The 26,550-nt window shown below is 60.9% G+C and carries 18 protein-coding genes and 4 pseudogenes; 9 read left to right on the top strand and 13 right to left on the bottom strand.

Annotated features, from left to right (window positions below):
• Nucleotides 1-143: 143 nt before the first annotated feature.
• Nucleotides 144-494: a DUF2958 domain-containing protein gene (locus tag ACW4E8_RS39135; RefSeq protein WP_456809381.1), complete on the bottom strand. Its 351-nt coding sequence runs from the start codon at nucleotides 492-494 to the stop codon at nucleotides 144-146.
• 255 nt (nucleotides 495-749) lie between these two features.
• Between ACW4E8_RS39135 and ACW4E8_RS39130 the strand changes: the two genes are divergently transcribed.
• Entirely contained in the window at nucleotides 750-992 is a 243-nt protein-coding gene (locus ACW4E8_RS39130; protein WP_456809380.1) for a helix-turn-helix domain-containing protein, read from the top strand.
• Here the strand turns inward: ACW4E8_RS39130 and ACW4E8_RS39125 are convergent.
• The 6 genes and pseudogenes from ACW4E8_RS39125 to ACW4E8_RS39100 form a co-directional block, all read right to left on the bottom strand.
• A pseudogene (locus ACW4E8_RS39125) lies at nucleotides 987-1,126 on the bottom strand (DUF736 family protein); the annotation flags it as partial. The gene ACW4E8_RS39130 and the pseudogene ACW4E8_RS39125 overlap by 6 nt on opposite strands.
• 295 nt (nucleotides 1,127-1,421) lie before the next feature.
• Nucleotides 1,422-1,733: a DUF736 domain-containing protein gene (locus tag ACW4E8_RS39120; protein WP_456809379.1), complete on the bottom strand. Its 312-nt coding sequence runs from the start codon at nucleotides 1,731-1,733 to the stop codon at nucleotides 1,422-1,424.
• A 758-nt stretch (nucleotides 1,734-2,491) separates the two neighbouring features.
• Nucleotides 2,492-2,776, bottom strand: coding sequence for a hypothetical protein (locus tag ACW4E8_RS39115; protein WP_456809387.1), 285 nt, complete (start codon nucleotides 2,774-2,776; stop codon nucleotides 2,492-2,494).
• Nucleotides 2,737-3,174, bottom strand: a pseudogene (locus ACW4E8_RS39110) (DUF932 domain-containing protein); the annotation flags it as partial. The gene ACW4E8_RS39115 and the pseudogene ACW4E8_RS39110, both read right to left, overlap by 40 nt.
• A 41-nt stretch (nucleotides 3,175-3,215) precedes the next feature.
• Nucleotides 3,216-3,734: a RadC family protein gene (gene radC / locus ACW4E8_RS39105; protein ID WP_456809378.1), complete on the bottom strand. Its 519-nt coding sequence runs from the start codon at nucleotides 3,732-3,734 to the stop codon at nucleotides 3,216-3,218.
• A 970-nt stretch (nucleotides 3,735-4,704) separates the two neighbouring features.
• Nucleotides 4,705-6,093, bottom strand: coding sequence for a replication initiation protein (locus ACW4E8_RS39100; protein WP_456809377.1), 1,389 nt, complete (start codon nucleotides 6,091-6,093; stop codon nucleotides 4,705-4,707).
• 1,363 nt (nucleotides 6,094-7,456) lie between these two features.
• Between ACW4E8_RS39100 and ACW4E8_RS39095 the strand changes: the two genes are divergently transcribed.
• A complete protein-coding gene (locus tag ACW4E8_RS39095) occupies nucleotides 7,457-8,668 on the top strand; it encodes an AAA family ATPase (protein WP_435385419.1) in 1,212 nt (403 codons plus the stop codon).
• Nucleotides 8,665-9,636 carry a ParB/RepB/Spo0J family partition protein gene (locus ACW4E8_RS39090; RefSeq protein ID WP_456809376.1) on the top strand — a complete coding sequence of 324 codons (972 nt, stop codon included), beginning with the start codon at nucleotides 8,665-8,667 and terminating at the stop codon, nucleotides 9,634-9,636. Before ACW4E8_RS39095 ends, ACW4E8_RS39090 begins: the two co-directional genes overlap by 4 nt.
• A 1,950-nt stretch (nucleotides 9,637-11,586) precedes the next feature.
• Here ACW4E8_RS39090 and ACW4E8_RS39085 read toward each other — a convergent pair.
• The gene (locus ACW4E8_RS39085; protein ID WP_456809375.1) at nucleotides 11,587-12,756 is read right to left on the bottom strand and encodes a tyrosine-type recombinase/integrase; all 1,170 of its coding nucleotides are present in this window, start codon (nucleotides 12,754-12,756) and stop codon (nucleotides 11,587-11,589) included.
• Between the two features lie 321 nt (nucleotides 12,757-13,077).
• Nucleotides 13,078-14,550, bottom strand: coding sequence for a phage integrase family protein (locus tag ACW4E8_RS39080; RefSeq protein ID WP_456809386.1), 1,473 nt, complete (start codon nucleotides 14,548-14,550; stop codon nucleotides 13,078-13,080).
• A 397-nt stretch (nucleotides 14,551-14,947) separates the two neighbouring features.
• Between ACW4E8_RS39080 and ACW4E8_RS39075 the strand changes: the two genes are divergently transcribed.
• The 3 genes from ACW4E8_RS39075 to ACW4E8_RS39065 all read left to right on the top strand — a co-directional run bounded on the left by ACW4E8_RS39075 (nucleotide 14,948) and on the right by ACW4E8_RS39065 (nucleotide 18,434).
• The gene (locus ACW4E8_RS39075; RefSeq protein ID WP_456809374.1) at nucleotides 14,948-15,316 is read left to right on the top strand and encodes an XRE family transcriptional regulator; all 369 of its coding nucleotides are present in this window, start codon (nucleotides 14,948-14,950) and stop codon (nucleotides 15,314-15,316) included.
• Between the two features lies 1 nt (nucleotide 15,317).
• On the top strand, nucleotides 15,318-16,634 hold the full coding sequence (locus tag ACW4E8_RS39070; protein WP_456809373.1) for a type II toxin-antitoxin system HipA family toxin: 1,317 nt from the start codon (nucleotides 15,318-15,320) through the stop codon (nucleotides 16,632-16,634).
• Nucleotides 16,635-16,955: 321 nt separating this feature from the next.
• A complete protein-coding gene (locus ACW4E8_RS39065) occupies nucleotides 16,956-18,434 on the top strand; it encodes an ISKra4 family transposase (RefSeq protein ID WP_456809372.1) in 1,479 nt (492 codons plus the stop codon).
• Nucleotides 18,435-18,797: 363 nt separating this feature from the next.
• Here the strand turns inward: ACW4E8_RS39065 and ACW4E8_RS39060 are convergent, their stop codons facing one another.
• On the bottom strand, nucleotides 18,798-20,435 hold the full coding sequence (locus ACW4E8_RS39060) for a sigma-54 interaction domain-containing protein (protein ID WP_456809371.1): 1,638 nt from the start codon (nucleotides 20,433-20,435) through the stop codon (nucleotides 18,798-18,800).
• A gap of 382 nt (nucleotides 20,436-20,817) precedes the next feature.
• Between ACW4E8_RS39060 and ACW4E8_RS39055 the strand changes: the two genes are divergently transcribed.
• Genes ACW4E8_RS39055 through ACW4E8_RS39045 form a run of 3 tightly spaced genes read left to right on the top strand, consistent with a single transcriptional unit; the run spans nucleotide 20,818 to nucleotide 23,462 of the window.
• Entirely contained in the window at nucleotides 20,818-21,195 is a 378-nt protein-coding gene (locus ACW4E8_RS39055; RefSeq protein WP_456809370.1) for a DUF485 domain-containing protein, read from the top strand.
• Nucleotides 21,192-22,736: a solute symporter family protein gene (locus ACW4E8_RS39050; RefSeq protein ID WP_456809369.1), complete on the top strand. Its 1,545-nt coding sequence runs from the start codon at nucleotides 21,192-21,194 to the stop codon at nucleotides 22,734-22,736. Before ACW4E8_RS39055 ends, ACW4E8_RS39050 begins: the two co-directional genes overlap by 4 nt.
• Nucleotides 22,737-22,775: 39 nt before the next feature.
• Nucleotides 22,776-23,462 carry a haloacid dehalogenase type II gene (locus ACW4E8_RS39045; RefSeq protein WP_456809368.1) on the top strand — a complete coding sequence of 229 codons (687 nt, stop codon included), beginning with the start codon at nucleotides 22,776-22,778 and terminating at the stop codon, nucleotides 23,460-23,462.
• Between the two features lie 59 nt (nucleotides 23,463-23,521).
• Here the strand turns inward: ACW4E8_RS39045 and ACW4E8_RS39040 are convergent, their stop codons facing one another.
• The 3 genes and pseudogenes from ACW4E8_RS39040 to ACW4E8_RS39030 all read right to left on the bottom strand — a co-directional run.
• Nucleotides 23,522-24,811: a chloride channel protein gene (locus ACW4E8_RS39040; protein ID WP_456809367.1), complete on the bottom strand. Its 1,290-nt coding sequence runs from the start codon at nucleotides 24,809-24,811 to the stop codon at nucleotides 23,522-23,524.
• A gap of 208 nt (nucleotides 24,812-25,019) precedes the next feature.
• Nucleotides 25,020-26,189: pseudogene (locus tag ACW4E8_RS39035) on the bottom strand (PHP domain-containing protein); the annotation flags it as partial.
• A 5-nt stretch (nucleotides 26,190-26,194) separates the two neighbouring features.
• Nucleotides 26,195-26,550 (bottom strand): annotated as a pseudogene (locus ACW4E8_RS39030) (hypothetical protein); the annotation flags it as partial.

The following is a 26,550-nucleotide window of genomic DNA, read 5'->3' as shown; positions in this document are numbered from 1 at the left end:
TAGAGTAAGCGCCTCAGATCCCCCCTACCGGTATTTGCTTGTTCTTCTTTTGCTCTGAGCGGCAGGCGGCAGCCCATGGTGCAACTAATGAGTCGCGCAGACGCTTGTCGGGCCGGCCCACCAAAGTGGGCCAGCTGGTTCGGTCAGTCGGGAATCGAGCCATCAAGCTGCGCTAGCTGCGCATACGCCGAAAGCGGTCGCGTTGGCCGGAAGTATAGGTCGCGGAGAATCGGCCTTCTGAGCGGCCCAACGATGGATGCCAGGTCGGACAGCCTTACATGGCCTAGTTCGGGCATGCCGATACCCACGTCACACAGACCGTAGGCGGTGTCACCATCGGCCGGATCCAGCGCGGCCAGTAGCCAGGTTGCATGCGCGTCGGGGGCAAAAAGCCGCACCACGGGGAGTAGGTCCCGGGCCTTTTCATTTGCATACGCGTGGCCGTTTGCGAGCAACTGCGCGCGCTGTTCTGCGGTGATGAAGGTTGGGTTCATGATTGCAGCCTCCGGGAAAGTTCGCTCCACGCGGAGCAAGGCAATACTGGGCGCACCTCCCAATCGCGGGTCGTCACATCCCCACACGGTCCAGTGCGGCGGGGTTTACATCAAGCGAAGTACACCGGTGTGAGCACCTTTCCGGGATTGCGTGACACCACGTCGCCCTTCCACCCGATAGCCACTCCACCCCGGATAACTTAATAGGGTACATGTACCCTAGCACAAGCCGCATCATATCTGAATGATGCGGGTGTGCCAAATCTCAGCAGTCAACGTCAGAACCCAACCCTTGTCGCCCTTGGCGATGCGATTCGACGCATCCGGAAGGAACGGGGCTTTTCACAGGAACAATTGGCCCTGTCCGCCGAAATCGACGTGAGTTATCTGGGGCGGGTGGAACGCGGCGACAACAATGTCGCAGTTCTCAGACTTGAGCGCATCGCCGTAGCACTTGGCGTGACGATGACTAGACTGATGGCCGAAGCGCGGTTATGAGAGCGCCTTGATTGGGCGGGCATATCTTCGACTGCGAGACCAGATCCGCCTGTGCACACCCTCCTCCTCCTTGGTCAGCCGGGCGTAGATCGTTACCGGGAACGAAGGATCATCGATGTCACGGCCAGGTAGGGCCCGCTCGACTCGCCGACTTTCTCACGGATCCAAAAACGCGCGGATTCGTGCAACCACAGAAGTATCGAAACAATACTGCGGTAGCCACGTAAGGCACGGATGCGGTCACTCTGATCTGCGGGAATCCGTAAGCAGCTCAATCAACCGAAAGGCCGACCGGCTTCTGGCGCAGGTGCGCCGGGAACTCGAGGCCGTCTCGAAGGGCGCGACGCGCCGTAGCCGTGCGCGCGATGCTGCGGGCATGCAGCAGCATCTGCGCCCCGCCGCAAGGGGCGGGGCGTCTCGAGGCGCTTGTCAGGCCGCAGGCTTGCTGCGCGACCAGATCAGGTTGTGCGTACCGTCTTCTTCCTCGATGAGTCGGGCGTAGATCGTCGCCGGGAATGCTGGATCATCGATGGTCACGGACAAGTAAGGCCGCTCGGACTGGCTGACCTTCTCCCACGCCGCGCCGATTTCGTAGCCGCCGGCCGCCTGGATGCGGAAGTCGGGGGCGTTCTCACTGGTCTTGTCGTTGGGAATGAACCTGACTTTGACGTTGAGCGTCAGGGTGCGAAGCGTGCCGGTGAAGCCGTCGTTCTGTGCGATGAAGTTGCCGATGTTAGCCATGATGTGTTCTCCTTTCGGGTTACCCAAGGTCGCGCCCATCGCGTCCTTGTTGTGATCCGATCAGCAGGGGCCGGTCTGGTTGCACCGCTTGCGGCCGACGCGCAGCGGAGGACCTGGAGGCGCGAACAATTTGCTGCGCGAGGAAGCCGTGCAACGGCGGGGAAATTGTTTGTACCGGAAGGTTGCGGCCATGAAGACCGAGGCGCAGCCGCGCCCCTGTCAGGATGCACAACGCTAACGGACGCATGGGCCGACCTCCCCGAGAGGAGCCGTGGCCGACTCGGCATCCGCGCATGACAGCTGCATCGGATTGCGCCCCAGCGCGGGTAAGGACCGCTCCCACAAAGACAAGCGAGAATGCCTCTGTCGTAGCTTGCGGCGACGTGTTCGAGGCATGGGCGCGAAAGCGCCATAGCGGCCTGGCGGCGTATCCGTGAGCCGCCCTTCGTGACGTGGTGCGCGACGATTTGCCAGCATCGAGGACGGCACGCTTTCGCGCAACCTGGCGCAGCAAGCCCAGAGCGTAGCCCATGCGCTCAGCCAACCGCGGCGGGGCGTCATCGATACTTTGCCCGCCTCAGCGCGGCACTGATCGCCGTACCGCGCGCAATGCGCTTGCGCGCCGCCCCGTCGCTGCCTCGCCGAAGGCGGCGACGTGGCGTTTTTGCTATAGCCGTTGAGACCGGGCGCGGCAGACCTGCCGCGCCCGGATTTTGAGCGGATACCCCGGCGCAACGCGCCAGGGCCATGCAGCTACGTCACGCGGCCAGCTGGGGGATGGACATGCGCGCGGTCGTGCGCGCGTTGCGCTTGGAACGGCGCGCCAGCAATTGCGAGAGCATAATTTGGATCAGGGTCTTGCTCGGGTCGGCCACCTCCAGCGTGGTGGCGATGGTGCGATCTTCAGCTGGGTAACGGCGTTGATCGTGGTATCTCCCTTCGTGACAAGCACAGCAGCAGGAGGAATGGAGGGGCCGGGATATTGAAAGCCCCTCCGCGAGGGTCAGGCTTTCAGCTGGCGCATGCCAACGGCCAGCAGCCATAGGGCGCGGCTCAGTCGCTATCGATGCCTTGCACCGGCCGGGTGCGCTGGCGGCGGCCGTTGGCCGCGCGGGCGGACAGACCGCCTTTGATGAGGTTTTCCTGCGTGCGGTTGAACAGGGTCCATCGGTCAGCGCGGCGGTCATCCACACGACGCGGCATCAGGACTTGCGATGCCGTAATCGGCGCGGGGCTTCTGCGGGTCGTCGTACTTGAGGGCCAGCGCGGCGCGGGCGAACACCTCCGACTCCCCCACGTCCAGCGGGATGGCTTCCCGGGATGCCTGCACGCGGTCGAATCCGCGCAGGACCTCGTAAGCCCCCTCGATGACCTGCCCGGCCACGTCGCCCTTGTGCGGCACGCGCACATCGGCGACGGTATCGCCGCACACAACCCCGGACCCAGCCTGGGCGAGCAAAAAAGGGGCCGAAGCCCCAGGTATCAAAGCAAGCCTTGCTCGGCGAAGGAAGTCGTAGTGTCTCCGCCGAGAATGATGTGGTCCAGTGTGCGTACGTCGACCAAGGCCAGCGCATCCTTGAGTCGCTGGGTCAGTAGCTTATCGGCCGTGCTTGGCTTTGGCTCACCGCTTGGATGGTTGTGCGCGAAAATCACAGCCGCAGCATTGCAACGCAACGTCTCCTTGACGATTTCGCGTGGGTGAACCGCTGCGCTGTCGATCGTGCCGCGGAACATCTCAACGTACTGGATGAGGCGATGCCGCGAGTCGAGGAACAACACCGCGAAGATCTCATGCTCCAAGCCGGCAAGCTTTGCAGCAAGGAATTCCTTGACCATCGCAGGCGACGAGAAGGCCATGCCTCGCCGCATCTTTTGATCGATGATTTGGCGCGCCGCTTCGAGAATCTGGTCCATTGACGCCGGCAGATAGCGCCCGTGCGTGTCGCGCACCAGCAGTGAGGAATCGAACGAAGATTGGAACGAGAAGGACTGTTGCGACATGATCGAGCTCCGGTTGCTCGGGCGGAATTGCCCAAGACCGGCGCCAGCACGGCGCAGCGCAAGCCGTCACAGGGTCGAAGACGGCTACGGCCGCAAGCGCGTCAAAGCGCGCAGCCCTTGACGGCGAGAACGCCGTGATATTGTGAAGGGAACAGCAAGACCGCCCTCCCCCACCCCTGGCAGAACTACAAGCTGGCAAGCGCAGCGCGCAGGCCTGCAGGGCCGGAGCCGTCAGCACGCAGTGCTGGCCTCGCTTCGACCTTGAACGACGCTAGATGGCTTCAGCCAAGGTAGGCGCAACGTGCGCCCTGTCCTCAATTCTGAGCTCTATTCGACGATTAGCTGTACGGCTATGAAAGGCGTCGCTAAAGTAAGGCCTATCGCGCCATGGTCATGCACGGTTTTCCCGGGGCGAAGTTGCCCGGATCCAGCGCCTGCACGCGCGTACCCTCACAGGACCAAAGTGAGCCACGACGCGCAGTTGTTGACGATAGTGTCGTAGTTCGGTGAAGTAGGCGCGTCGAAGCTAACCATATGCTCGCGCTGGCGCACAGCTGATGTCGCCAGGAATGCTGGATCCTCCCGGATACGCGGGGCTGCCGCTCTCAAACTGAACAATCGCGTGATGCTGCAAGCAATTTCTGCATCTCGGGAAGCCGGTGGGCCATTGACCAAGCGATTTCACAGCTAGCACTCACCTCCGACCTCGGAAGCTGCATCTTGGGCACTCCGAAGTTCTGGTGGCACATGCGCCCTGCTGGATGCTGACGCTTGGGAACCGCTGCCAGGCGCAGCCGTTCGCGATAGCGTGGATGGGGCCCGTACACGCTCATGAATTGTTAGTGTCGCTTCGACGGCCCTCCTTCACACCGAACGACTGGCCCTCACTTCGGCACGGAAGTCGCGCCACAACAACCTTGCGCGCGCTAACGCAATTGGCCAGATCGGTAATCTGTGGCCTTCAGCCGCGCTACGCGGCCATGCGCCCAAACACGAATTGGCCCAGATACCATGCCAACTCCGAGTTGGCCAAGATCACCTCTTCTGACACGGACGAGGCCTCCAGCTTCATCCGCTTCAACACGAGCTTGCCCTCGCGCGAGGCCAGCCATGCCCGGACAAACTCCTGTCGCGCTTTGGTATCGGTGGCACCGAAATGCTCGCGGCCCTGCCGCGACTCATCGTTCATGCGAGCGCGGGTCTCGTCATCACGCGAGGCGACACTGCGCTCGACACTAGTCTTGACCGCGATCTTCGCGGCCTCCTTCTGTTCTTCCTCGACAAGCAGCTTGGTCTGGACCTGAACCATCGTCCGTTCAGCGTCTGACATCCGCCAGTTGTCGCGTAAGGCCTTCATCAAATAGCCGGCCGGACTCTTCTTGATCTGGCCGCGATTGAGCTTGAACCGCGTGTACTCGATCGCCTGCAGGATGCGATCATCATTCCATGTCTCGCGGTTCTCTGAGAGCTCGCCGAACTGCCGGGTTGAAAGGTTGAACTCGTCCTTCAGGATCTTATAGATCTGGCTGGCGTCGGACAGGCTTGCCATGACAGCGTCGGCCGTGTCCTTACGCTTGAGGAGGAAGCGAATCCGGTCGACCTTCTTCGAGGAAGTGGACTCGGTCTTGGTCTCGTAGGACAGCTCGATGTCCGAGATCTCATTGATTTCACGGACCGCAGGCTCCAGCCAGTCGCGCTTGAAGTATTTGAAGATGTTGGCATTCGCGCCCATCTTTCCCGGCCAGGTCCGCATCTCATCGAGTTTGATCCAGTCCGTACGCCCGTTGGGCACACTCGGCAAGACCTTGTCATAGATCGCACGCGCGAGACTGCGGGTAAATGCCGTTGAGATGCGAAGGCTAAGCCAATGAGACTTGCGGGGATCTCGAATATGCGGGATCAAACTGTGATGCACATCGAAACGGACGCGGCCGCGATGCATCGCCACCATGCCGATCAGCTGGACCTGGACCCAGATATCGTTCTCATCCGGCTCCCGGTCTGACGGTGTATTGGTGACGCGAACCTTGGCGTTCTGCGCTTCGTCCGCGATAGTACGCAAGTGCTTCAGGTTCCGGCTGTCATAGCGCATCAACCACTTAAAGTAGTTCAGCTCGACATCGTATTGGTCAGGAACCTCCGGCTCTTGTGCCACGATGAAATAGGCGGCATCCAGGAACCGTCGCGCCGCCAATCCCATGTTGACAATTTCCGTGAAGAAATTGTTGCGCTGATAGCCGATTTCGCGGTTGGCCTCGTTGATGGGCATCCCGAGGTCAAACATGTCCTCGAACAAGGCCAGCGCCATTTGGCGAGGCGTCGTCCTCGCTTTGACCTCCACCGGATTGTCCGTCTCCATACGCGTCTTCCCGCTCGTTTTATTGCTCGGGCGACTCTAGCATGTGATGGTGAGGTCCTGTCAACACAACAAACCTCACCTTCAGGTTGATCCGTCGGGCTGTCGGGTCAGCGTGGGTCAATGCGCACAATGAATCTCACCTGATGCACAACCAACCTCACCGATCTCCGTCACGCGAATCGTTTAAGCCTAGGACCAGACTGGGCAAAGCGTACTTGTCCACAGGTGACGCACAATACATCTCACCTTTGGGGTGTTTGCACAACGAGCCTCACCTTGTCGGGGAATAGACCTCACCGTCATCACACAGTAAACCGCACCTTCGCAACACACGGAACCTCACCTTTGACACAGCTAACCTCACCTTTCAAAGGTTAAGTCCTTGATCAACAAGGATTTCGCAATTCTCTGTTTGTTGGTTGGGTGGTTTACTTCAAAAACATCCAACCAACACAACGCCGGCAGTCACGATGCGAACGGTGCGCGTCGCGGCCCTTCGAGTTCTGCACACATGCGTACCCATTTCTGCGTCCCGATTGACGTGATTTAACCGGGATTACGCCGAAGCAATAGGATCGACGGACCTGTCCGACGCTACGAAGCTGGCAAGAGGATCGCTGGAAGTCCTGTAAGGCCCCGCGCTCAGCCTCATGGTGAGGTTCTTTGTGCATGAGGTGAAGGTGAGGTTTTTTGTGCTGGCGATTACCGAGGTTAAACCTTGCACAATGAATCTCACCGTCCGATGAAAGGGTCTGGGCGCTCAAAGGATGGTGAGGTTGATTGTGCATCGGCTGGCACCTGCACCCCGCTCCCTGACTCCTAGCCCTGAAAAGAGTTGTCATTGCGACGAGATGATGCTCCAGCACTAGACCATGCTGCAAAGCAGCACAAATGACCTCACCATCACTGTTCTTGCGTGATGGACTTCTTTGTCTGGGCCGTGCAAAGGTGAGGTCAATTGTGCGGAAACGCCGAGTAGCTGCCCTCCCCCATACCAAGCCCTGGGCAAGACTTGGGCTGGACGGGAACGAAGGTGAGTTTCATTGTGCCGGATTTCGCCGAGTTCACTTCTCCGGTTCTGCCGAACGGCACAAATGACCTCACCTTGCCGGGCCCGAAAGGCGATGTAGCCATTGAAGGTGAGGTCATTTGTGCCACCCTTTGGGTTCGCCTCTAAGTCGAGGGATCTCACAAAGCTTACCGGTGACCTCATGTGAACCCCAAGACGTCCCGGAACTGCCTAGAACTTAGGCAAAATCGTTGTTTTCAAAGAAACTCTGATTAAAAAACAGCGATTTATGAGCCGTTGCTCATGCATTTCCTGTATTCTGAGCTTTCTCGAATTTTCCGGATAAACCTCAGAATGGTGAAAACGAGCCAACTTCCAGCAGTCGACCGAACTGTACCGCTAGAGCAGATATCCCAGTTCGCGGAAAAGGTCACCATTTTTACGGACGAACTTCGCGAGACGATTCTCGCACCGCGGCCGCGAAAAACCGCACCTATTTTTAAGACGGGGGAGATTGCAGACCTATGCAACATCTCCCACTCGCAAGTTCAGTACCTCGCGACCAAGGGAGATGGCGATTTGCCGCCAGGAAAGGCCGCCGGTACTGGGCGTACCCGGACCTTCACGCTGGAGGAGGCACGCATCTGGGTGCAGAAGGTCTCCGACATTTATCAGACGCCGCTCGTCACAGGCACGAGAGAGCCGGAAGGAAAAATTATTATCACCGCCCAGCTCAAGGGCGGTTCGGCCAAGACTACGACGACTATGTGCCTGGCTCAGGGGCTGACATTGCGTGGCCGAAAAGTCCTGGTTGTCGACCTGGATCCTCAGGCCTCGCTCTCTGAACTGTGTGGTTTGTATGCCGAGAAGGATGTCACGCCGGAAGACACGGTCTTGCCCTATATCTATGACCAGCAAATCGAGGGGGGACTGCTGGGAAGCATCCAGTCAACGTACTGGGATGGCCTTGATCTGATTCCTGCGCACACCGAACTGATTGGGGCAGAGTTCCATCTGCCTGCGATGCAGAAAATCAAGCCTGGCTTCCGCTTCTGGACGGTGCTGAGGGAAGGGTTGGAGCCATTGCGCAAGCACTATGACTATATCCTCATGGATACGTCTCCCTCGCTTTCCTACATGAACCTGAACGCCTTGCTTGCGGCAGACGCGATGGTCATGCCGATGGTTCCTGAGAACCTGGACTTCATCAGCTCCCTGTCTTTCTGGCGCTTGTTTTCAGACGTCTCCAAAAGCTTCATCAAATATGAAGCCGACAAGAAATACGACTTTGTCTCGTTGTTGCTCTCCAAGGTCGATTATGGGCGCACCTCGTCGGCACCCATCGTGCGTGCCTGGGCGCAGAGCGCTTATGAGAAGTGGCTGCATTCGATCGAAGTGCCGGCGAGTTCGGTGATGAGCACGGGGGCGCTGGCATTCTCGACGGTGTTCGACGTGAGTAGCACGCATAGCGCAGCCAAGTCGCTGACCCGCGTGCGTCAGCCGATTATGGACTATTGCCGGTGGTTGGATGAAATCTACGCAGAAAAATGGAGGAGCGCGCAATGAGCAATATGCGAGAACAGCTGCTGGCTAAGACGGCGGGCATCCGCAAGACCTCGGCGATTAATCAGGACGAAGTCAAGCGTAGCGACCGAACCCAGACCGCGCCTGGCCTCACTGGGGCGCTGGCCGTTGCGCAACTCCGTGTCCAGGAGTTGGAGGCAACCGGCGTCGCGTCGCAACTGGCTGTTGCCGATATTGTGCCGAACCCGTGGCAGCCTCGGCGCGTGTTCAATGAAGTCAAGCTGTCAGAGCTTGCAGAGTCAATTCGTGAGGTGGGACTCATGCAGCCTATCGTGGTACGCCGCGCTGAATCCGGCTACCAGATTGTGGCAGGGGAACGCCGGTGGCGCGCCCACAAAATGCTTGGGCTCGATACCGTCAAGGCCGTCGTCGTGGAGTGTTCTGACGCGGATATGGCGGTGCTCGCCATGGTCGAGAATATTAGCCGCGACGACCTTTCTGACTATGAAATCGCGCTGTCTGTCCGGCGGACTGAGAAGGAATTTCCATCCCGCGTGCGACTTGCGGAGGCGCTTGGCCTGTCCAAGAGTGGTCTCTATCGGTTCCTTAGCTTCGCGCAGTTGCCAGATTTCGTGTTGAAGGATCTCGACCTTCAGCCGCGGCTGCTTGGCGGCAGCGCGGCCGAAACCATTGTCACAACGATTCGGAAGTATGGAGAGGCCGGAAACGATGCTGCGAAAGAGATTTGGCCACTTGTAGCATCGGGAAAGATGGAGCAAGGTAAAGTCGCTGGCGCTATCAAGGCACTCGCAACCCGGCGCGCTTCGGCGCCAAGTTCCGCGAGTGAGCGAAGCATTGACAAGTTTTTTTCCGGCAAGGAACAGGCTGGTTCCATTACGAAGGACGTCAACGGCTTCACTGTGAAAATCAGAGCTGGGGTTCTGTCCGAGGCCCTGGAGACGCAAATCAGGCAGCTCATTAGCGAATCGTTTCACCACCAGCCCAAGTAAGTACAGCTCAAATAACCACGCCCGCTTCGAGCGGGCTTTTTTTTGCCCAACGCCCAGCATGGGCGACGCGCGCTGACCTTCCCAAGTTGGGACGATCCCTGGCACGGCTTGGTGATATTCCCAGTTTGGGGCGGTGCCAGGGGACGCTCAACGATCTTCCCAAGTTGGGACGGTGTCAGGCACGTTTCGTCAACCTTCCCAAGTTGGGAGGGGGCCAGGCACGGCCCGCCAACTTTCGCAAGATGGGACGGTGCCAAGCGCAGCTCCCCGACCTTCCCAAGTTGGGGCGCTGCCGGGTACGGCTGGCCGACCTTCCCAACGTGGGACGGTGCCCGGCACAGCTCACCGGCCTTCCCAAGTTGGGACGGTGCCCGGCACGGCTCGCCAACCTTCCCAAGTTGGGACGGTGCCCGGCACAGCTCACCGACCTTCCCAAGTTGGGACGGTGCCTGGCGCGGCTCACCGACCTTCCCAAGTTGGGGCGGTGTCCGGCGCGGCTCACCGACCTTCCCAAGTTGGGACGGTGCCCGGCGCGGCTCGCCAACCTTCCCAAGTTGGGACGGTGCCCGGCGCGGCTCGCCAGCCTTCCCAAGTTGGGATGGTGCCCGGCACGGCTCGCCAACCTTCCCAAGTTGGGACAGTGCCCGGCACGGCTCGCCAACCTTCCCAAGTTGGGACGTTGCCCGGTACGGCTCGCCAGCCTTCCCAAATTAGGACGGTGCCCGGCGCGGCACACCGACCTTCCCAAGTTGGGACGGTGTCCGGCGCGGCTCGCCAACCTTCCCAAGTTGGGACGGTGCCCGGCACGGCTCGCCAGCCTTCCCAAGTTGGGACGCTGCCCGGCACGGCTCGCCAACCTTCCCAAGTAGGGACGCTGCCCGGCGCGGCTCACCGACCTTCCCAAGTTGGGACGGTNGACCTTCCCAAGTTGGGACGGTGCCCGGCACGGCTCGCCAACCTTCCCAAGTTGGGACGCTGCCCGGCGCGGCTCACCGACCTTCCCAAGTTGGGACGGTGCCCGGCACGGCTCGCTGACCTTCCCAAGTTGGGACGGTGCCCGGCACGGCTCGCCAACCTTCCCAAGTTGGGACGCTGCCCGGCGCGGCTCACCGACCTTCCCAAGTTGGGACGGTGCCCGGCACGGCTCGCTGACCTTCCCAAGTTGGGACGGTGCCCGGCACGGCTCGCCGACCTTCCCAAGTTGGGGAGGGGGCCGGCACGGCTCCCCAACCTTCCCAAGTTGGGACGGTGCCGGCGCGGCTCACCAACCTTCCCAAGTTGGGACGCTCCCGGGCACAGGTCGCCAACCTTCCAGTTGGGACGGTGCAGGCGCGGCTCACCGACTGGATCGGCTCACCGACCTTCCCGAGTGGGGACGGTGTCCGGCACTGCTTGGCGGCCTTCCCAAGTTGGGACGGTTCCGGGTGCTGCCCGCCGATTTTCCCAAGTTGGGACGATGCCAGGTACGGCTCACCAAGCCTCCGAAGTTGGGACGGTGTCAGATGCGGGCGCGCCGACTTTCCAAGTTGAGACGCTGCTAGGCCTGCTTTACGACCACCCCAAGTTGTGACGGTCCCAAGTGCGGCTCGCTAGTTTTACTAAGTTGGGACGCTCGTAGTGCGGCTCGCCGACCTTCCCGCGTTGGGCAAGGCCCGCATCGAGTCAGCTTGGTGCCCCCGCCACAGAGTCGCCGAAAAATATTGGTTCGAACTCCAGGTGCGACGGCTGGCCTCTTTACGGTATGGCAAGCGCGGACGGACGCACGCAACACCACCGCATGCACCTATGCCAGGTCAACCTGACCTGGAACCAACCGCAGGGAATTGATTGCTCACCGAGCCGAGCCAAAGAGGTGTTCTCGCACCTGGTTCTTCACTGCCTTTCACGGCCAGCCGAAGGCGACCGCGGTACACAGCGAGGGAGCGCAGAAATGGCTTGGCATCCAGCGCCCTACGCGGCGCCCGGAATTTTGCCGGCTAGCGCAAGAGCTACGTCTTCCAGCGCTTCGTGGGTGTACCGCCGCGTGGTGTTGATGTCGCGGTGTCGCAAGGCGCGCTGAACGTCGGTTACCGGCACGCCGGCACGTAACAGATGCGTGGCATGCGTATGCCGCAGCCAGTGCGTCGACGCACCTCGGAGCCTGACCGCCTCTTCGCCACGGTCCTCCCGCTCCAGACGGTCGGCCGCTTCCGCAAATGCTGCACGCACGATGGTATAGATTCCCTGACGCGTACGAAGCGGCCGACTCAGCTTTCGCTGTAGCTCAGACGGATCGGCCGGCGGCACAGCGCGTTGACGCCCACCGGCGATCGCCGGGATGACTGCTGTAGTGTCGGTAGTGCTTGGCAAAGGCGGTAGCCCTACCAAGCGGCGAAAGCGTGCCAGTTCGTCCATCGCGTTATCGCAGGGCACCAGTTGATCGTTACCCCCCTTGGCTTGACGGATGCGCACGGTCCAGAACGCACGGGACCGGCCAGGATGGCGTTCGAAATCCGCCCAAGTTAGTGCGGCCACCTCGGAGGCGCGCAGCCCCGTCTGAAACAGCAGCGCAACCAGCAGGCGGTCGCGCGCTTGGTGTAGCTGCGCCCACCGCGTCGGCGCCGGACGTGCTTCAATCGCTTCGAACACCGCTGCCACCTGTTCCAGTTCGAGGAACCTCCGCTGGGAGCCTGGCCCCGTGGCAGAGCGCTCTCGCGGCACTGGGGCGAACGGATTGATCCGCAGAGCCCCAACCCGTACCAGCCAGTCGAACAGGCTACCCACGATGACTGCGCTCTGGCGTCGCGATGCCTCGGAAAGCGGGCCGCGCAGCGGTCGCCAAGCCACGCTGCCCCGGCGAGCTCGGCCGTTGCTGACCGCGTGCGCGGGCGGGTCACGTAAGAAGGCAAGGTAGTCGCTGGCATGAGTAACCTGCCAGGTGGCCAGAGGCCGGTCCTGCACATGCGCATACCAAAGCAGGCGCCGCGCCTCGAGCTCGTACTGACTGCAGGTGCTGGCGCGCAGACCGAGACCCGCGGCGGACTTGGCGTCTAGCCATGCGTGCACCAGCTGGGCGTCGGAAAGCCCGCCCGGCAATACTGGGCTGGGCAGTGCGTTCGGCGGGAGGGGCGACGTATTCATGGGAGGCTTGGGGCAGGGTAGTCTGGGCCGTGTCCATGGCAGGGCCCGGCGGCGGCGGCCTGGCGGCCGGCGCATAGACTGGGCAAAGCCAGCCTTGTGACCCATTATATCCAGTTCATCACTTACCATTATTCGGATAATGGTAAGTTAGATGGCGAGGCCAGCTGGTACTGCGAGCACTCTGGCAATGCAGGAGTGTGGGCCGAAAGGCTTCTGCGACCCCTTGCGCCGCATGGAATCGCGGTGGGGGAATGGGTTCTCGGCCTGGCGCCTCGCGCTGCGCGAAACTTGAGTTGGTGTTGGCGTCCAGGTGCGAGTAACTCAGGCCCGGCTTGCGCGGGTGCGAAGCTGGCCGGGCGTGAACCCTTCCGATGGTTCCCCGCGCTGCTCACAGAAGTGCCGCCACAGACTACGCAGCAATTGATCCAGGCCGCTGGCCGAGTAGCCGGCCGCCATCCCTTCAAGGCGCTTGTTGCGCCCGCGCGTGGTGGCAGGCTGTGCCGTCGGGGCCAACAGCGCTGCCTGCGCCGGCGGCATCATGCTTGGCCAGCCACGATCGGCCCAATGCGCCTCCAAGGCCTGTCGGGCAGCAGTGTGAAGGGCCATCACCTGCTGCCGCGAACCCGGGCGTCGCAGGAAGGTGCCGTTGGCACTCGACTGCAGGCTGGCGCAGTGCAGCGCCGCCAGCTCGCTCAGCGGCAAGCCTGCGCTGCGCATGAGCTGTACTGCAGCCAGCGCAGCACGATGCCGCGGACCTTGCCGCGCCTCCCCCAGCCAGACCAGGAAGGCCTCCACGTCGGGTTGAACGGACGGGGCGCTCTGCGCCGTGGGCGCAGCGGCGGCGGCTTGCCTTGGGATGAGTGGGGCACTCGCCAGGTGCCCGGCCTTAACCGTTGCGCGTAGCAGCGCCCGAACCACCCGCAAGGCGGCCGCTACCGAACTAGGCCTCAGCGGGCCTTCGAATGGCCGCCAGTGCATTCTGTCGCGCGCACCGCTCGGGCCGCACCAGAACGCCGCCGGTTGAGGGTCCGCTAAAAAATCCTCATAAGCCTCAAGATCGCCGGCCTCCAATGCCTGCAGCCCCTTCTTGCGCGCTGCATTCCACAACAGCAGCCGCTCGGCCTCGCGCCGGTAACTGTTGCGGGTATGTGGAGCACGATCATGTAGCCAGTCGCGTACAAACGCCAGATCGGCGGCGAGCCCCGGCCCTGTCGGGGTATTCGGAGCCGGCGCCAGCATATGCTCGAGGGGTACTGGATGCGGCATACCGGGGGCCAAGGCCAAGGGCACCAGCGCGTCGCGGCGGGCGTGGGCGGCAGGCGGCAGCACATAGGCCTTGACCGCCGCGGCGCCCATGGCCGAGCGCTGGCGCACCAGCCAGTGCGTGATGACCTCGGCCGACTGCGCGCCAATGCGTGGCACCGTGCGCCACCAGCTGCTGCCGCGCCGGTTTGCCAAGGACGTCAGGTCCTGAATCCGCCGGATATTGGCCGCCATCAGCCGGCGTGCCAGACTCGGCTTGAACCAGAGCGACACCTCGTGCTGGGGCTGCGGGTAGCCTTGACCAAGCTGCTCAAGCGCCGACACAGCGTCTACCCGCCGCGACATGCCGACCCCTGAGCGCGCGCGCAGCGCCTCGAACATGCCGGCAATCTCGGGCCGGCCATGCTGCAAGGCGAACTGCACCAGCCGGTCGCGCAAGGCCAGGATGCGTTGGATCGCCTGGGCCTCGCTCAGGTGCTCGTCTTCATCCGGGTCCAGCAAGTAGCGGTTGGCGATGTCCACCGGCCGCATGCCCTGCGCATAGGCACGGACCACGGCAAACTCGGTGCGGGTGAGCTTGGTGACGGCGTGGGTATTGGGATCCTGAGCCATGGGACTGCGCTAAGTGCTTGACCTATAACAATATTCAGCACACGCCATCTGGAGCCGGGCTGAAATGCTGACTAAAGCGCAATGTAAATTATTTTTGTGCCGGGCGCTACGCCTAACGCCCAGTGATTCCCTCATCTCCTTTCAGAGCGGCGTGGGTTGCACGCGCACCCGCCGCCGTGTGTCTGAGCTACGGCAGACGAGGGGCCCAGCGCCCATATCAGACCACCACGGATTCGGTGCATTGAATGGACAGAGGCTTCTCCTTTCGTACATATAGATATTGATGAAATGGCCAGTTCCGATATAATCTATGTGTATGCCTAAAACCGCCCGTGCCCTCCTCCAACTCCCGCCGGCGACTGCTGCCGCCATTGAGAAGCTTGGCGCCGACCTGGCTGTGGCCCGCTTGCGCCGCAAAGAGTCATTGAAGACCTGGGCGAAGCGGATGGGTGTTTCTGTGCCCACGCTGCAACGGCTCGAAGCCGGTGACCCGTCTGTAGGAATCGGCATCGTCGCGACTGCGCTCTGGCTCATCAAGCGCGATGGCGAGCTGAGAAATCTCGCGGCGCCGGAGCACGACCAAGGCGCCATCGAGATGGATGTCCGTGAGGCCGTCGCATTGGGTCGTGCACGCGCCCAGGCCGCCGCGGAAGCACGCATGCGCATGAACCGGGCAAAAGGCTGAGATGCGACTGGACGACTTGTACCTCTGGTACCTGGGGGACCCGGCCTCACCGCGCTACGTCGGCGCACTGAAACTGGTGTCCGCCGGCAAGGGCGTCTCCTTGCACTACGGCGAGGAGTGGCTGGCTAACGGGTTCGCTCTGAGCGAGGACCTCCCTCTCGTCGACAATGAGTTCTTGCCGCCAGGTCGCTTGGCGGCCGATGCGCAGCGCGCGGTCGGTGCGGTTGACGATGCGCGGCCGGACCGCTGGGGCCAGAAGGTCATTCGCTTCGTGGACAAGCCCAAGCGCCTCTCCCTGATGGAGTACCTGTACTACGCCGGAGACGACCGATTCGGCGCGCTCGGTGTTTCCACGTCGTCGAGTACCTACAGCCCGCGAGCCGGGGGCCCGCTTCCTCGGCTAGCGGATGCGCAACAGCTCAGCGAGGTGGCGGCCAAGATTGAGGCTTCGGAGCCCATCACCCCTCTGGAAGCAAAGATTATTGCTGGCGGCGGCAGTCCGCTCGGCGGCGCGAAGCCCAAGGCGCTCATCGACATTGACGGCGAGCAGTGGGTCTTCAAGTTCTTCAACAACGAGCCCGTCGACGCGCCGCTCATCGAGCACGCGACGATGACGTTGGCCGAGCGCGCGGGCATCACGGTGGCCAAGACGCAGGTCATCCACCTCCTCGGGGCGAACGCGCTCGCCATTCGCCGCTTCGACCGCGAACGGGGTCGGCGAATTCACAGCATCTCGGCCGGCACTGCCATTCGCGCGGCCAGCGCATCGGGCGAGGAGCCAGTAATGGGCTACCCTGAACTGGCGCGAATCCTCCGCCGGGTCGGCATCTCCCTGGACGACATCAACCAGCGGGACGCGCGCGAGCTCTTCCGTCGCATGGTTTTCAATATCTTGGTCGACAACACCGATGACCACGAGAAGAACCACTCCCTGTTGGTCGTGAACCCGTTCGAGAATGGCCGCCTGAAACTGGCGCCGGCGTACGACGTCTTGCCGACGAACTCGGGGCAGGGGTACCAGGAGTTCATCTGCGGCGCTCATGGTCGGGACTCGACGCTCGAAAACGCAATGTCGCAGTGCGATGCATTCGGCCTGCTGTCGGCGGAGGCCGCCGTTGAAATTGCCACCGTCATCGACGTCGTGAACACCTGGCAGGAACACTTCGCGCAGGCCGGCGTGACCGAGCGCGACATTGAGAGCCTGGCCGAGCGCATCGACGGCGAAGAGCTCCTAACCCAGCGCACCGGCTTCGACGAGGCCCGGTTTCAGTCCGCGCCGGCCAAAAGAAAGCGAGCAAGTCCTTTCCGGCGTACCTGAAATCCTCGCACGATAAGCCAATCCCTGGCCAAGCGAGTGATACCAGCCAGAGCCGTTCGACGCGCGGCTCACGCTCTGTTGCCTTGTGCTTCAAGGACCAATTCGCTCGCCGACCGCCGAACAAAGCCTGCAAATTCAATCCTGATACGAGTTATCAAGCTTGATTTGCAGAGTGCCATTCGGCGCACTATTGTCCCATCCCTTACTCGGCTTGCGGATCCGTGAAGGAGAGCGTGCAAATGTTGGGGAGGCCCCCAAGCGAGGGCCGCTCGGGATGCCTGTGGGCTACGCTGATTGGTATCGCAAGGGTGGGAGCAGACCATGCGCTTAATCATCGAAGCCAGGTTGGCCGACGAGGGTAGCGACACCGGCCAAGACGTTGACGGAGTCGTGGCCGTGATTGAGCGCCCTGACTGTAGCCTTGCCAACGTGGGCCTGACCCTCGCGGAGGGGCGGTCGCTGTTGGCTAAGGTGCAGGCCGAGCTGGTTTCGATGCAAGTGGAAGGGTGGCTCTCCGGCCAGACCCATTGTCAGTGCTGCGGCGAGGCGTTGAGCCACAAGGACCATCGTTCGACGGTTGTGCGCACTGTGTATGGCAAGGTGACCGTGAAAAGCCCGCGGCTGTGGTCGTGTGCTTGCCAACGGACTGTCCGGACGCCGCGTCGTGTGGTTCATCCCTTGTCTAAAGCTCTGACTAATCGCACCACGCCGGAGCTGAAATACCTCCAGGCGAGGTGGGCAAGCCAGATGCCGTACCGGCAGGCCACCGCTATGCTTAAGGAAGTACTGCCGCTGGACAAAGGCATTTCATTCAGCGGAGCTCGCAATCGGATTCGAAATATTGGAAGACAACTCGACGCTGATATCGAGCGTGACATCGCGAAGCTGCCCCATTCGGTAGCAGACGTTCAGATTCGCGAATCAAGGCATGTCGCGGCCATGAGCGTCGACTCGGCCTGGCTGCGGCATTGCGACTCCGAGAGAGGTCTTGGCCGCCATGTCAACCTCATCGCCGGGCGAGCGACGTTCACTGACAGTCCGCCAAAGTTCTATGCGTATGTGCATCGGGAAGTCACCTCGGCTGCAGCGCGCCTCGATCATTTCCTCAGTAGAAACGGTGTGGCGGCCGATGAGCGCGTGACCGTGATCAGCGACAACGCCGGTGAATTTGAGAAGACCGTACAGGGTAGTCGACTTGCTCGCGGCAGGATTCTCGATTGGTTCCACATCGCCATGCAGTTCAACGCAGCGCAGCGTTCCGTCTTCGGCAGCAAGATGATGGACTCACTGGAACGAGAGGAACGAGAGTCGATAGAGACTGAAATAACTCACGCCAAGTTTCTGGTCTGGCATGGCAAGGGCCGCAAAGCCGTGGAGCGCATCAAGGCACTGGACGCTCAGCTGCTGACGCGGACAGGGTATGAGTACAGCACGCTGTGGGAGCACCTACATAAAATCTCCTACTATCTGAGGAACAACTCACCTACGTTGGTCAACTACGGCGCTCGGCATCGAAAGGGCCTGCCAATCAGCAGTAGCATCGCGGAGTCCGCGGTGAACCAAGTCGTGAGCCATCGCATGGCTAAGAAGCGACAGATGCGCTGGACGGACCAAGGAGCGCACTGCCTGGTGCAAGTCAGGGTCGCGGTTTTGAACGGGGAACTCTCACCCAACCGCATCTCGGCGCTTGAGCTCGCTGTCTCGCGTCACAGCCAATCCACCGGGCCAGCATCGCCGAACTTGCACCGGTCGCCGAACAAAACAAGCCGTGACATGCTCGCGGAAAGTCCGAGCGCCTGACGAAATCGTCCTCCCCAACTTTTGCACGCTCTCCTTCACGCCCCCTGAGGTTCTTGAAAGATTCCATAGCGCGCGTGGAATACATTACGATCAACCTGTATTATTTTGCAAGCAACTTGGTACGCCGTCGAAGCGGGGCGTCCCCAGAACGCACTCTTCCGCTGCCGCTACCGCCCTCTTATTACGAGAAATCCACGGTCCTATGCCCGCTCGCCCTGGACGGCGTCGCCCTCCACCTACGCATTCAATCGCGAAGGTGGGCTTCGCGGTTCATCGTCGATTTCTCAGGAGAGACCCTTAAACTTCGATCCATCAATCTGTCGGTTGGAATCCTAACGGCCCAGCCGCCCGTTTCGCAAGAGCCTAGGAATGCCCACTAAGCCTCCTGACAACGCTTGATTGACTAATGCCGAGCGCGCGGGCCACGGCGCGCGTATTGCCATGCGTGCGCATCGCATCTTCGACCAATCTGCGCTCGAATCGATTCACGCGCAGGCGGAACGAGCTTTGATCAGTTTCGACGACTTCACACGGCAGTGCGCCATCGAGGAATGAGGGCTCGATAAGATCGCTCTGACTCGTCACGACCAACCGTTCAACAACATTGCGCAACTCGCGAACGTTACCGGGCCAGTCATACGCCAGCAAGCGCGCCATGGCCTGTTCCGACACCATTCGATCTAAGCCGTAGCGGCTGTTGAATTCCTGCAGGAACTGAAACACCATCGGCGCGACGTCTTCCTTACGTTCGGCAAGGGGCGGAACCTGAATCGGCACTACGTTAAGGCGGTAATACAGGTCGTCGCGGAAAGTGCGCTCCTGCACCATGGCTTTGAGATCGCGATTGGTTGCGGCCACGATGCGTACGTCTACCGACAACGTGCGCGTGGAACCCAACCGCGAAATGACGCGATCTTGAAGAACCTGCAAGAGTTTAACTTGCAGGTCCAGCGGCATGTCGCCGATTTCATCGAGGAACAGCGTGCCATGATTGGCCAGTTCGATTAATCCGGGCTTGCCCTGCCGCTGCGCGCCCGTAAATGCACCCGCCTCGTAGCCAAACAATTCCGACTCCAGCAGGTCGCGCGGCACCGCACCGCAGTTGATCTTGATCAGTGGCCCAGTCGAACGCGAGCTTTCGCGATGGATCAGCCGCGTGATGACGTCCTTACCTGCGCCCGACGGGCCGGTGACAAGAACAGTGACGTCAACCTTTGCCACGCGCATAGCCAAAGACGCCACACGCTGCATGATTTCGCTGCGCAGAATCAATCCATCCACTCGCAGGTTTTGGCTGCGCAGCACTTGAATTTCTTCGTCTACACGCTGCAGATCTGCCTTGGCCTTGGCTAGGGCATCCTGCAGTTGCACCAGTTCGCTCGTATCGCGCGAATTGATGATGACCTTGCGAACTTTACCGCTCTCGTCTAACAGCGGAATACCCGTCACCATGATGGTCTTGCCGGTATGCGTGCGCTGCGTGGTGGTAATTCTTTGTCCTGTGCGCGCAACGTGCTGTGCGACGACCGGACGGATCCAGCCCTTTTGTTCAAATTCCGAAACATGATGGCCAATGAGGTCGCTCGCACAGACGTCGTAATTGCGTTCGCACCCTTCATTGACCATGATGGTCACGCCGTTTCCGTCGGCTATGAAGATGCCATCAAACGAATTTCGGAAGATTTCCTCAAGATCCAGGCTCAGCTGCCGCTGCCGGCCAAGGGCGGGGAAAATTCCTCCACAGCTGTTCTCCGGCAGCAGCCACAGCAGGTGCCCGTCGGCGGTGGCATACGTGCCGACGTAATAACCACCCCCCGGTACGTGCAGCACTTCGGGTGCAGTGCCGCGATCGTACGCAAGTAGCAACTCGACCAAATGCTCACCATCAGGCGTGTTCCGCGCGCTGGCGATCGCGTGGCGAGCGACCGCGTTCTGCCAGACGAACTGTCCATCGCGTATCCAGGCGATGCCCATGGATGCGTCTTCCAGTATTTCCACCATGTGCGTCACCTTCTTTGCCAAGAGTCCTGGTCTGATCTAAGCCCCGTTTCGCCCTTATACCACCAGCCTCGCCTCAAGTATTTGCTGCGATGCAGCACGCAAAAATGAATCAGCACACTTCAGATTCGGTTCAATTCCCCTTCCTGCGTGTGCTCTATGGCGCGCGATCGTGGACGCGCCTGCCTGAAGAACACTTCAGTTTGGGCACCGGCGAGCGCCAGTGCAGGCGCCGCTTTCACGGCCCCCTTCACCAAGGTTACGCATGTTTCCGGCACGGGCATGTTGTTTGCAGAGTAGGTCGGCGGCTCTGCCGACGTAGCAGCGCTGCCATAACGATTAGCACATCACCCACCTTGCGGCGGGTGACAACTAGGAGACGAACATGATCGAACTTTCGCAGGACGCTTCACTACCGATCGGAGGCACCGCAGACCCAAGCGCCCACGCTGCTGCCGGTTGGACCGAGGCTGTGAGTACGCCCGCCTTTTATCGACTTATCGCGGCGAAGCGCAGGATCGTGGGTCCCTTAATGGGGATCAGTTTGACCTACATCATTGGCATGACGCTACTTGCGGGCTATGGCAAGCCGCTGTTGGCTGTCAAGGTATGGGGCGCTTTCAACGTCGGATATCTAATGATCCTACTGACTTATCTGCTCTGCTGGGTGGTTTCTGTCATTTACGTGACCGTTGCCAACGAAACATTCGAAGCGTTGGCGAGTGAAGTAATTGACGGTGCGAGCAAAGGAGCCGGAGCATGAAAGCGCTCACAATCGGAATTTTCTTGGTGATCCTGGCGCTTACGCTGGTGATAACTTACTGGGCGGCGCGGAAGACAAACACAACGAGCGAGTTCTACGCGGCAGGGGGAAATCTGACAGCACGCGCCAATGGCTTTGCGCTTGCAGGGGACTGGATGAGTGCCGCCGCGTTCTTGGGCTTCTCAGGACTAATCGCAACTAGCGGCATGGACGGTTCGCTTTACGCCGTGGCCGCGCTAACAGCTTTTCTCGTAGTACTGATGGTCGTGGCCGAACCGGTCCGCAATACTGGACGATTCACTTTCGGGGACGTAATCGCAGAACGCATGCGCAGCCGCCACGCGCGACTCGCCGCCGTAATCGGAACGTTCGTTGTAAATCTCGCCTATATGGTGCCGCAGATGGCAGGGGCTGGCGCGCTCATCAAAATGCTTCTCGGCATCCCCTACGAAACTTCCGTGATTTTGGTGGGCGTGGGCATGATTGTGTACGTTTTGTTCGGCGGAATGATTGCGACCACGTGGGTGCAGATCGTCAAGGCAGTGCTATTGCTTGCTGCTGCGATTGTGCTCGTCGTGATGCTCCTTGCGGCGGTTCGGTTCGATCCACTTACGCTGTTCTCAGCTGTGGAATCCCGGTACGGCAGCCAGATGCTGCTGCCTGGTGGCTATTTCAAACATCCATTGGACCCCCTTTCACTGTTCCTGTCGTTCATCTTCGGCGTAGCCGGATTGCCGCACATCATGACGCGGTTCTACACAGTGCCCGACGCACGCGCCGCAAGAAAATCCGTGCTGTGGCTAGTGTTTCTCGCGGGTAGCTTCTTCCTCGTAACCACACTAATCGGCTTCGCTTCGGCAATCTTTGTGGGACAAGATGCGATCCGCGCGGCTGACAAGGGAGGCAATCTCGCCCTACCGCTGCTAGCACAATACCTTGGCGGCGGCGCTGGCACATTCGGCGGACAATTTTTCCTCGCCTGCGTCTGCGCTGTGGCATTTGCGGCAATCCTTGCAGTCGTAGCGGGGTTGACGCTGGCATCGTCAGGCGCTATCGCGCATGACCTGTATGTCAATGTAATACGACATGGCGATGTTCCCGAGGCAGAGCAGGTACGAGTTGCTCGCTTTGCCACTCTTGGCGTAGGCGTGCTGGCAGTCGCCCTGGGGGTTCTCGCACAAGGCATCAATGTAGGCGTGCTGGTGATACTTGCCATCTCGGTCGCCGCGTCGGCCAATTTTCCAATCATCCTCCTGTCGATGTTCTGGCGTCGCTTCAATACGGCAGGCGTGATCGGCGGCGTGACGTTCGGCCTGGTCTCATCTGTAGTGCTCGCGTTCCTCGGGCCTGCATTCCTACAAGACCGGGCGATCTTCCCGATCGTGAATCCGACGGTATTGAGCATGCCTATTGGCTTTATGGGCGCCTGGCTGTTCACGATAATGAGCCGACGCGACCCCAGGCATGAAGAGCGATTCGATGCCTTCGTATTTCGCTCCCACACCGGTGCGACCACTGAAGTATCGAACGGGCAGCAATGAGTCCCCATTTTTAATTGCCGACTGTTTTTGGAGATGAAGATGAAAGCTATACAAGGTGTTGTGTTTGATCTGTACGGTACACTATATGACGTGCATTCGGTCGCTGGACGCTGCAGCGAACTTTTCCCTGGTCGAGGCATGGAGATCAGTACGCTTTGGCGGCAGAAGCAGCTCGAATACACTTGGCTCCGAAGCCTGATGGGACAGTACCTCTCTTTCGAGCAAGCGACCGAGGACGCGCTGGTATACACATGCAAACGGCTTGGCCTATTGTTGGATGTGGAGCGGCAGGCGATTCTCTGCGACGCGTACCTCAAGCTGAGCCCGTATCCGGAGACTCCGGGGGCCTTGGTGGCGCTACAGTCAATGGATTTGCCCCTGGCCATCCTGTCGAACGGGTCCGTCAATTCGATTCATAGCGTCGTCACGCATTCAGGGCTACGAGACCGTTTTGCGCATTTGATCAGCGTAGAGAACGTGGAAGTGTTCAAGCCTCACCGCTCGGTCTATGAGCTAGGTGAGCAGACATTCGGCGTTCCCCGTGATCAGATTCTCTTCGTCTCGTCGAATGCCTGGGACGCCTCGGGTGCCAGCCATTTTGGCTACAGTGTCGCGTGGGTCAACCGAACGGGCAATACATTCGAGGAGCTCGGTGCACGCCCTGATATTGAGGTGACAGGCCTTGACGCACTTCCGCAATGGGTGCGCGAGCGGGCAGAGGCCTGAGCACAGCGCTTGTCGAGAAGCCGATGGCATTTTATGCCCTCGGCTCTTTTCTAACAGGCTCAGCGCGGCGCGTTATAGCCCAATGCCAGAGTGTCGTAGATTGGTGGGGCCAGCAATCGAGATATCGCGTAGGCAACGAGTGAAGCGACCATCAGCGGAAGCGCCAGCTCCATTGACCCCGCCAGTTCCATCACGATCACGAACGACGTCACGGGATTCCGAGTGACGGCCGCAAGATAGCCAGCCATCGCGAGAGAAACCAAGGTAGCCGTGTCGACAGCGCTTATCCAGTAATGCAGGGCTCCGCCTATGCCCGCGCCGATGGACAAGGACGGGACAAAGATACCCCCTGGGATACCTGCCAGGCAGGTCATCAGCAATGCGAGCATACGTGCAAGCGGATAAGCGATGGACACACCGTCGCTGTGGATCACGGCCTGCACGGCTTGGTCACCCGCGACCGTCGTGGTACCCCCTGAGGCAAAAGCGAGCGCCGCGATGAGTAGACCGCTCAAGGCGCCGAAAGCAGTCGGGCGACGCGTGCGCAATTGCGCCAAGCGCAGTGGCATCCAGCGCTCCGGATGCAATAACAGCCAGGCGAACGTACTCCCCGCCAGGCCTGTAGCGACTCCCGCTACCAGCGCCACATATACAAGCCACTGCAGCGACGCCTGTACGGAAACGGCAGTGAGTAAGGAAGACTTTCCCGCCAGCGCGGCGATCGCACATGCGACGAAGATGGCCGCCAATAGCGCACTGTAGTCATGGGATCGGAAGCACCGCGTCAGTTGTTCTGCCGCGAAGGCAATGCCCGCTAGTGGCGTGTTAAACGCGGCTGCGAGCCCTGCGGCGGCGCCCGCCGCAATCAAGCATCGGTCACGCGTGCCATCCGTTCCACCGTCCACCTCCGGCTGCCGTCGCAAACGGTACATGACGACTGCACCGATGAACACCGTAGGTCCTTGCCGTCCGATCGGAAAGCCACCCATGGTAGCCAGCGCTGACACCCCGACCTTTGCAAGCATAAGTCGCGGAGTGAGAAGTCGTCGCCTGGCCGTCTCGCTGCCGTGCAACGCTGCCAGTGTCTGCGGCATGCCACTGCCTTCTGCACCCGCAAAGTACCGCCGCGTGATCCACACCGACATCATGCCGACGGCCGGGGCAAGCAAAAACATGACGCGCACATCGCCACCTACGATACGGTCATGCCATACATTTGCACCGGTCATTAGCCAAGCATAGAGCGCTGCTGCGATCCCGATCGCCAGGGCGCCCAACCATAACCCTCCGTGTCGCCGCCATAAACTACGCACAAGCTGTGGCGCCGAATACAGTGTGTATCTTTGCATCGATTTGTCTCCCTCTGGACTTATTGCCGCAGCGATGAATGCAGTTCCCGTGCCAGGAAGGACAGAGCTGAATCCATCAATCTCGTTGGCGAATCCCGAGGGTCTATCGCACCTACCCAAGGATGTCGGCTAGACCGACGGCGTTCGGTTCCAACTGCCTTCGAACATAAGCGCTGTGCCCCGAGCTTTCTCGCCAGCCGCGCAAGGTCCTCGCGCTCGAAATGAACCGCTCGAACAGCAGGTTGCCGCGCGCCGGGTCAACTTCGGTGATGCCGAGACAGTAGCAGACGGCCGAATTGGCTGCGGAACCGCGACCCTGGCAGAGAATGCCGTTGGAGCGGGCGAACCGAACGATGTCGTAGACCGTCAGGAAATAGGGTTCGTACGACATGTCGCGGATCAGTGCGAGTTCATGCTCGAGCTGATGCTGGACCGCAAGGGGGATGCCGTCCGGATAGCGACCATGCGCGCCGGCATAGGCTTCTCCCCGCAGATAGTCAGACGGTGTGACGCCGTCCGGAACCACTTCTTCGGGTTACTCGTAACGGAGCTCGTCCAGCGAAAACTGGCACAGGTTCGCGATATGGACCGACTCCGTCAGGTAGCGGTGCGGGTAAATGTTGGCGAGCCGCAACCGGGAGCGCAGGTGCTGCTCGGCGTTAGGCAGGAGGTCATACCCACATTCGGGAACCGGGCGATGCACACGGATGGCAGTCAGCACGTCATGCATCGGCTTGCGCGAGCGTATATGCATGGTGACATTGCCGGTGGCGACGATGCGCAGGTGATGGCACGCCGCGGCGGCCTCGACGGTGCCGCGGTGAATATCGTCCATCGGCTTGTAGAGCAGGCTCAATCCCATCCAAGCCCTGCCGGCAAAGGTTGCGCTCACCCATGCAGATTGCGCCTCCAGCTTCTCGGCCGCCACGCCATAGTCCGGCGTGAACACGATCAAGCAATCTGGCAGCCCCTTCAGATGCTGGGACGGCGCGTCGGGCGCGGCCAAGTCGCGTGGGGTCAGCACATAGGAACCCTTGGCGGCGCGCATGCGCGCGAGCGTGATCAGTTCGCACAAGTTGCCATAACCTTCGCGGTTACGGGCAAGCGCAAGGAATGAGAGCGCGGGAGAGCCGTCGACGTTCTGCAGCCGAAACCAGGCGCCGACTACCAGGCGAAGGCCGGCGTCCCTGGCCTCAGTGTGCGCGCGAACGATGCCCGCCGGCGAGCACTCGTCGGTGATGGCGAGCGCGTGGTACCCCAACTGGGCAGCGCGTTCAGCGAGTTCTTCCGGCCGTGATGCGCCGGCCAGGAAGGAGAAGTTGGAGCGGCAGTGCAGTTCCGCGTAGGCGGGCAGACCGGCCGTGGCGTTGATGTCCATGGCTTTCAGCCGAAAAGGCCATGCAGATACCACCGAGCCTCGTCGCCTTCGCGGCTACCCATGCGTTCTTGAAAGATCCAATAGCAGGTGTGGTCCTTCGCCTCCGCCACGAAATAGTCGCGGGTCACCAACTGGCCTCCCCACCAGCCCGACTCGATGCGCTCGGGCGGGGAGACGATACGCAGTGGCGAGCCGTAGAAGGGGCGGTGGTCGCGTTCAATCAGCGGCACCGGCTTGCCGAGCAGCCAAATGGGACGTGGGAGGCCTGGGGGTGGAGCGGCCCCCTGAATCGCCGGACACAGTCCCCCACTTACAATAGCGGGTAGGCATACGACTGTGTTTATGACTAAAACGAAGCAGG

The sequence above is a fragment of the Cupriavidus sp. CP313 genome (assembly GCF_054072015.1).
Note: the sequence above shows the minus strand (reverse complement) of the source record. Positions and strands in the feature narration are given on the sequence as shown.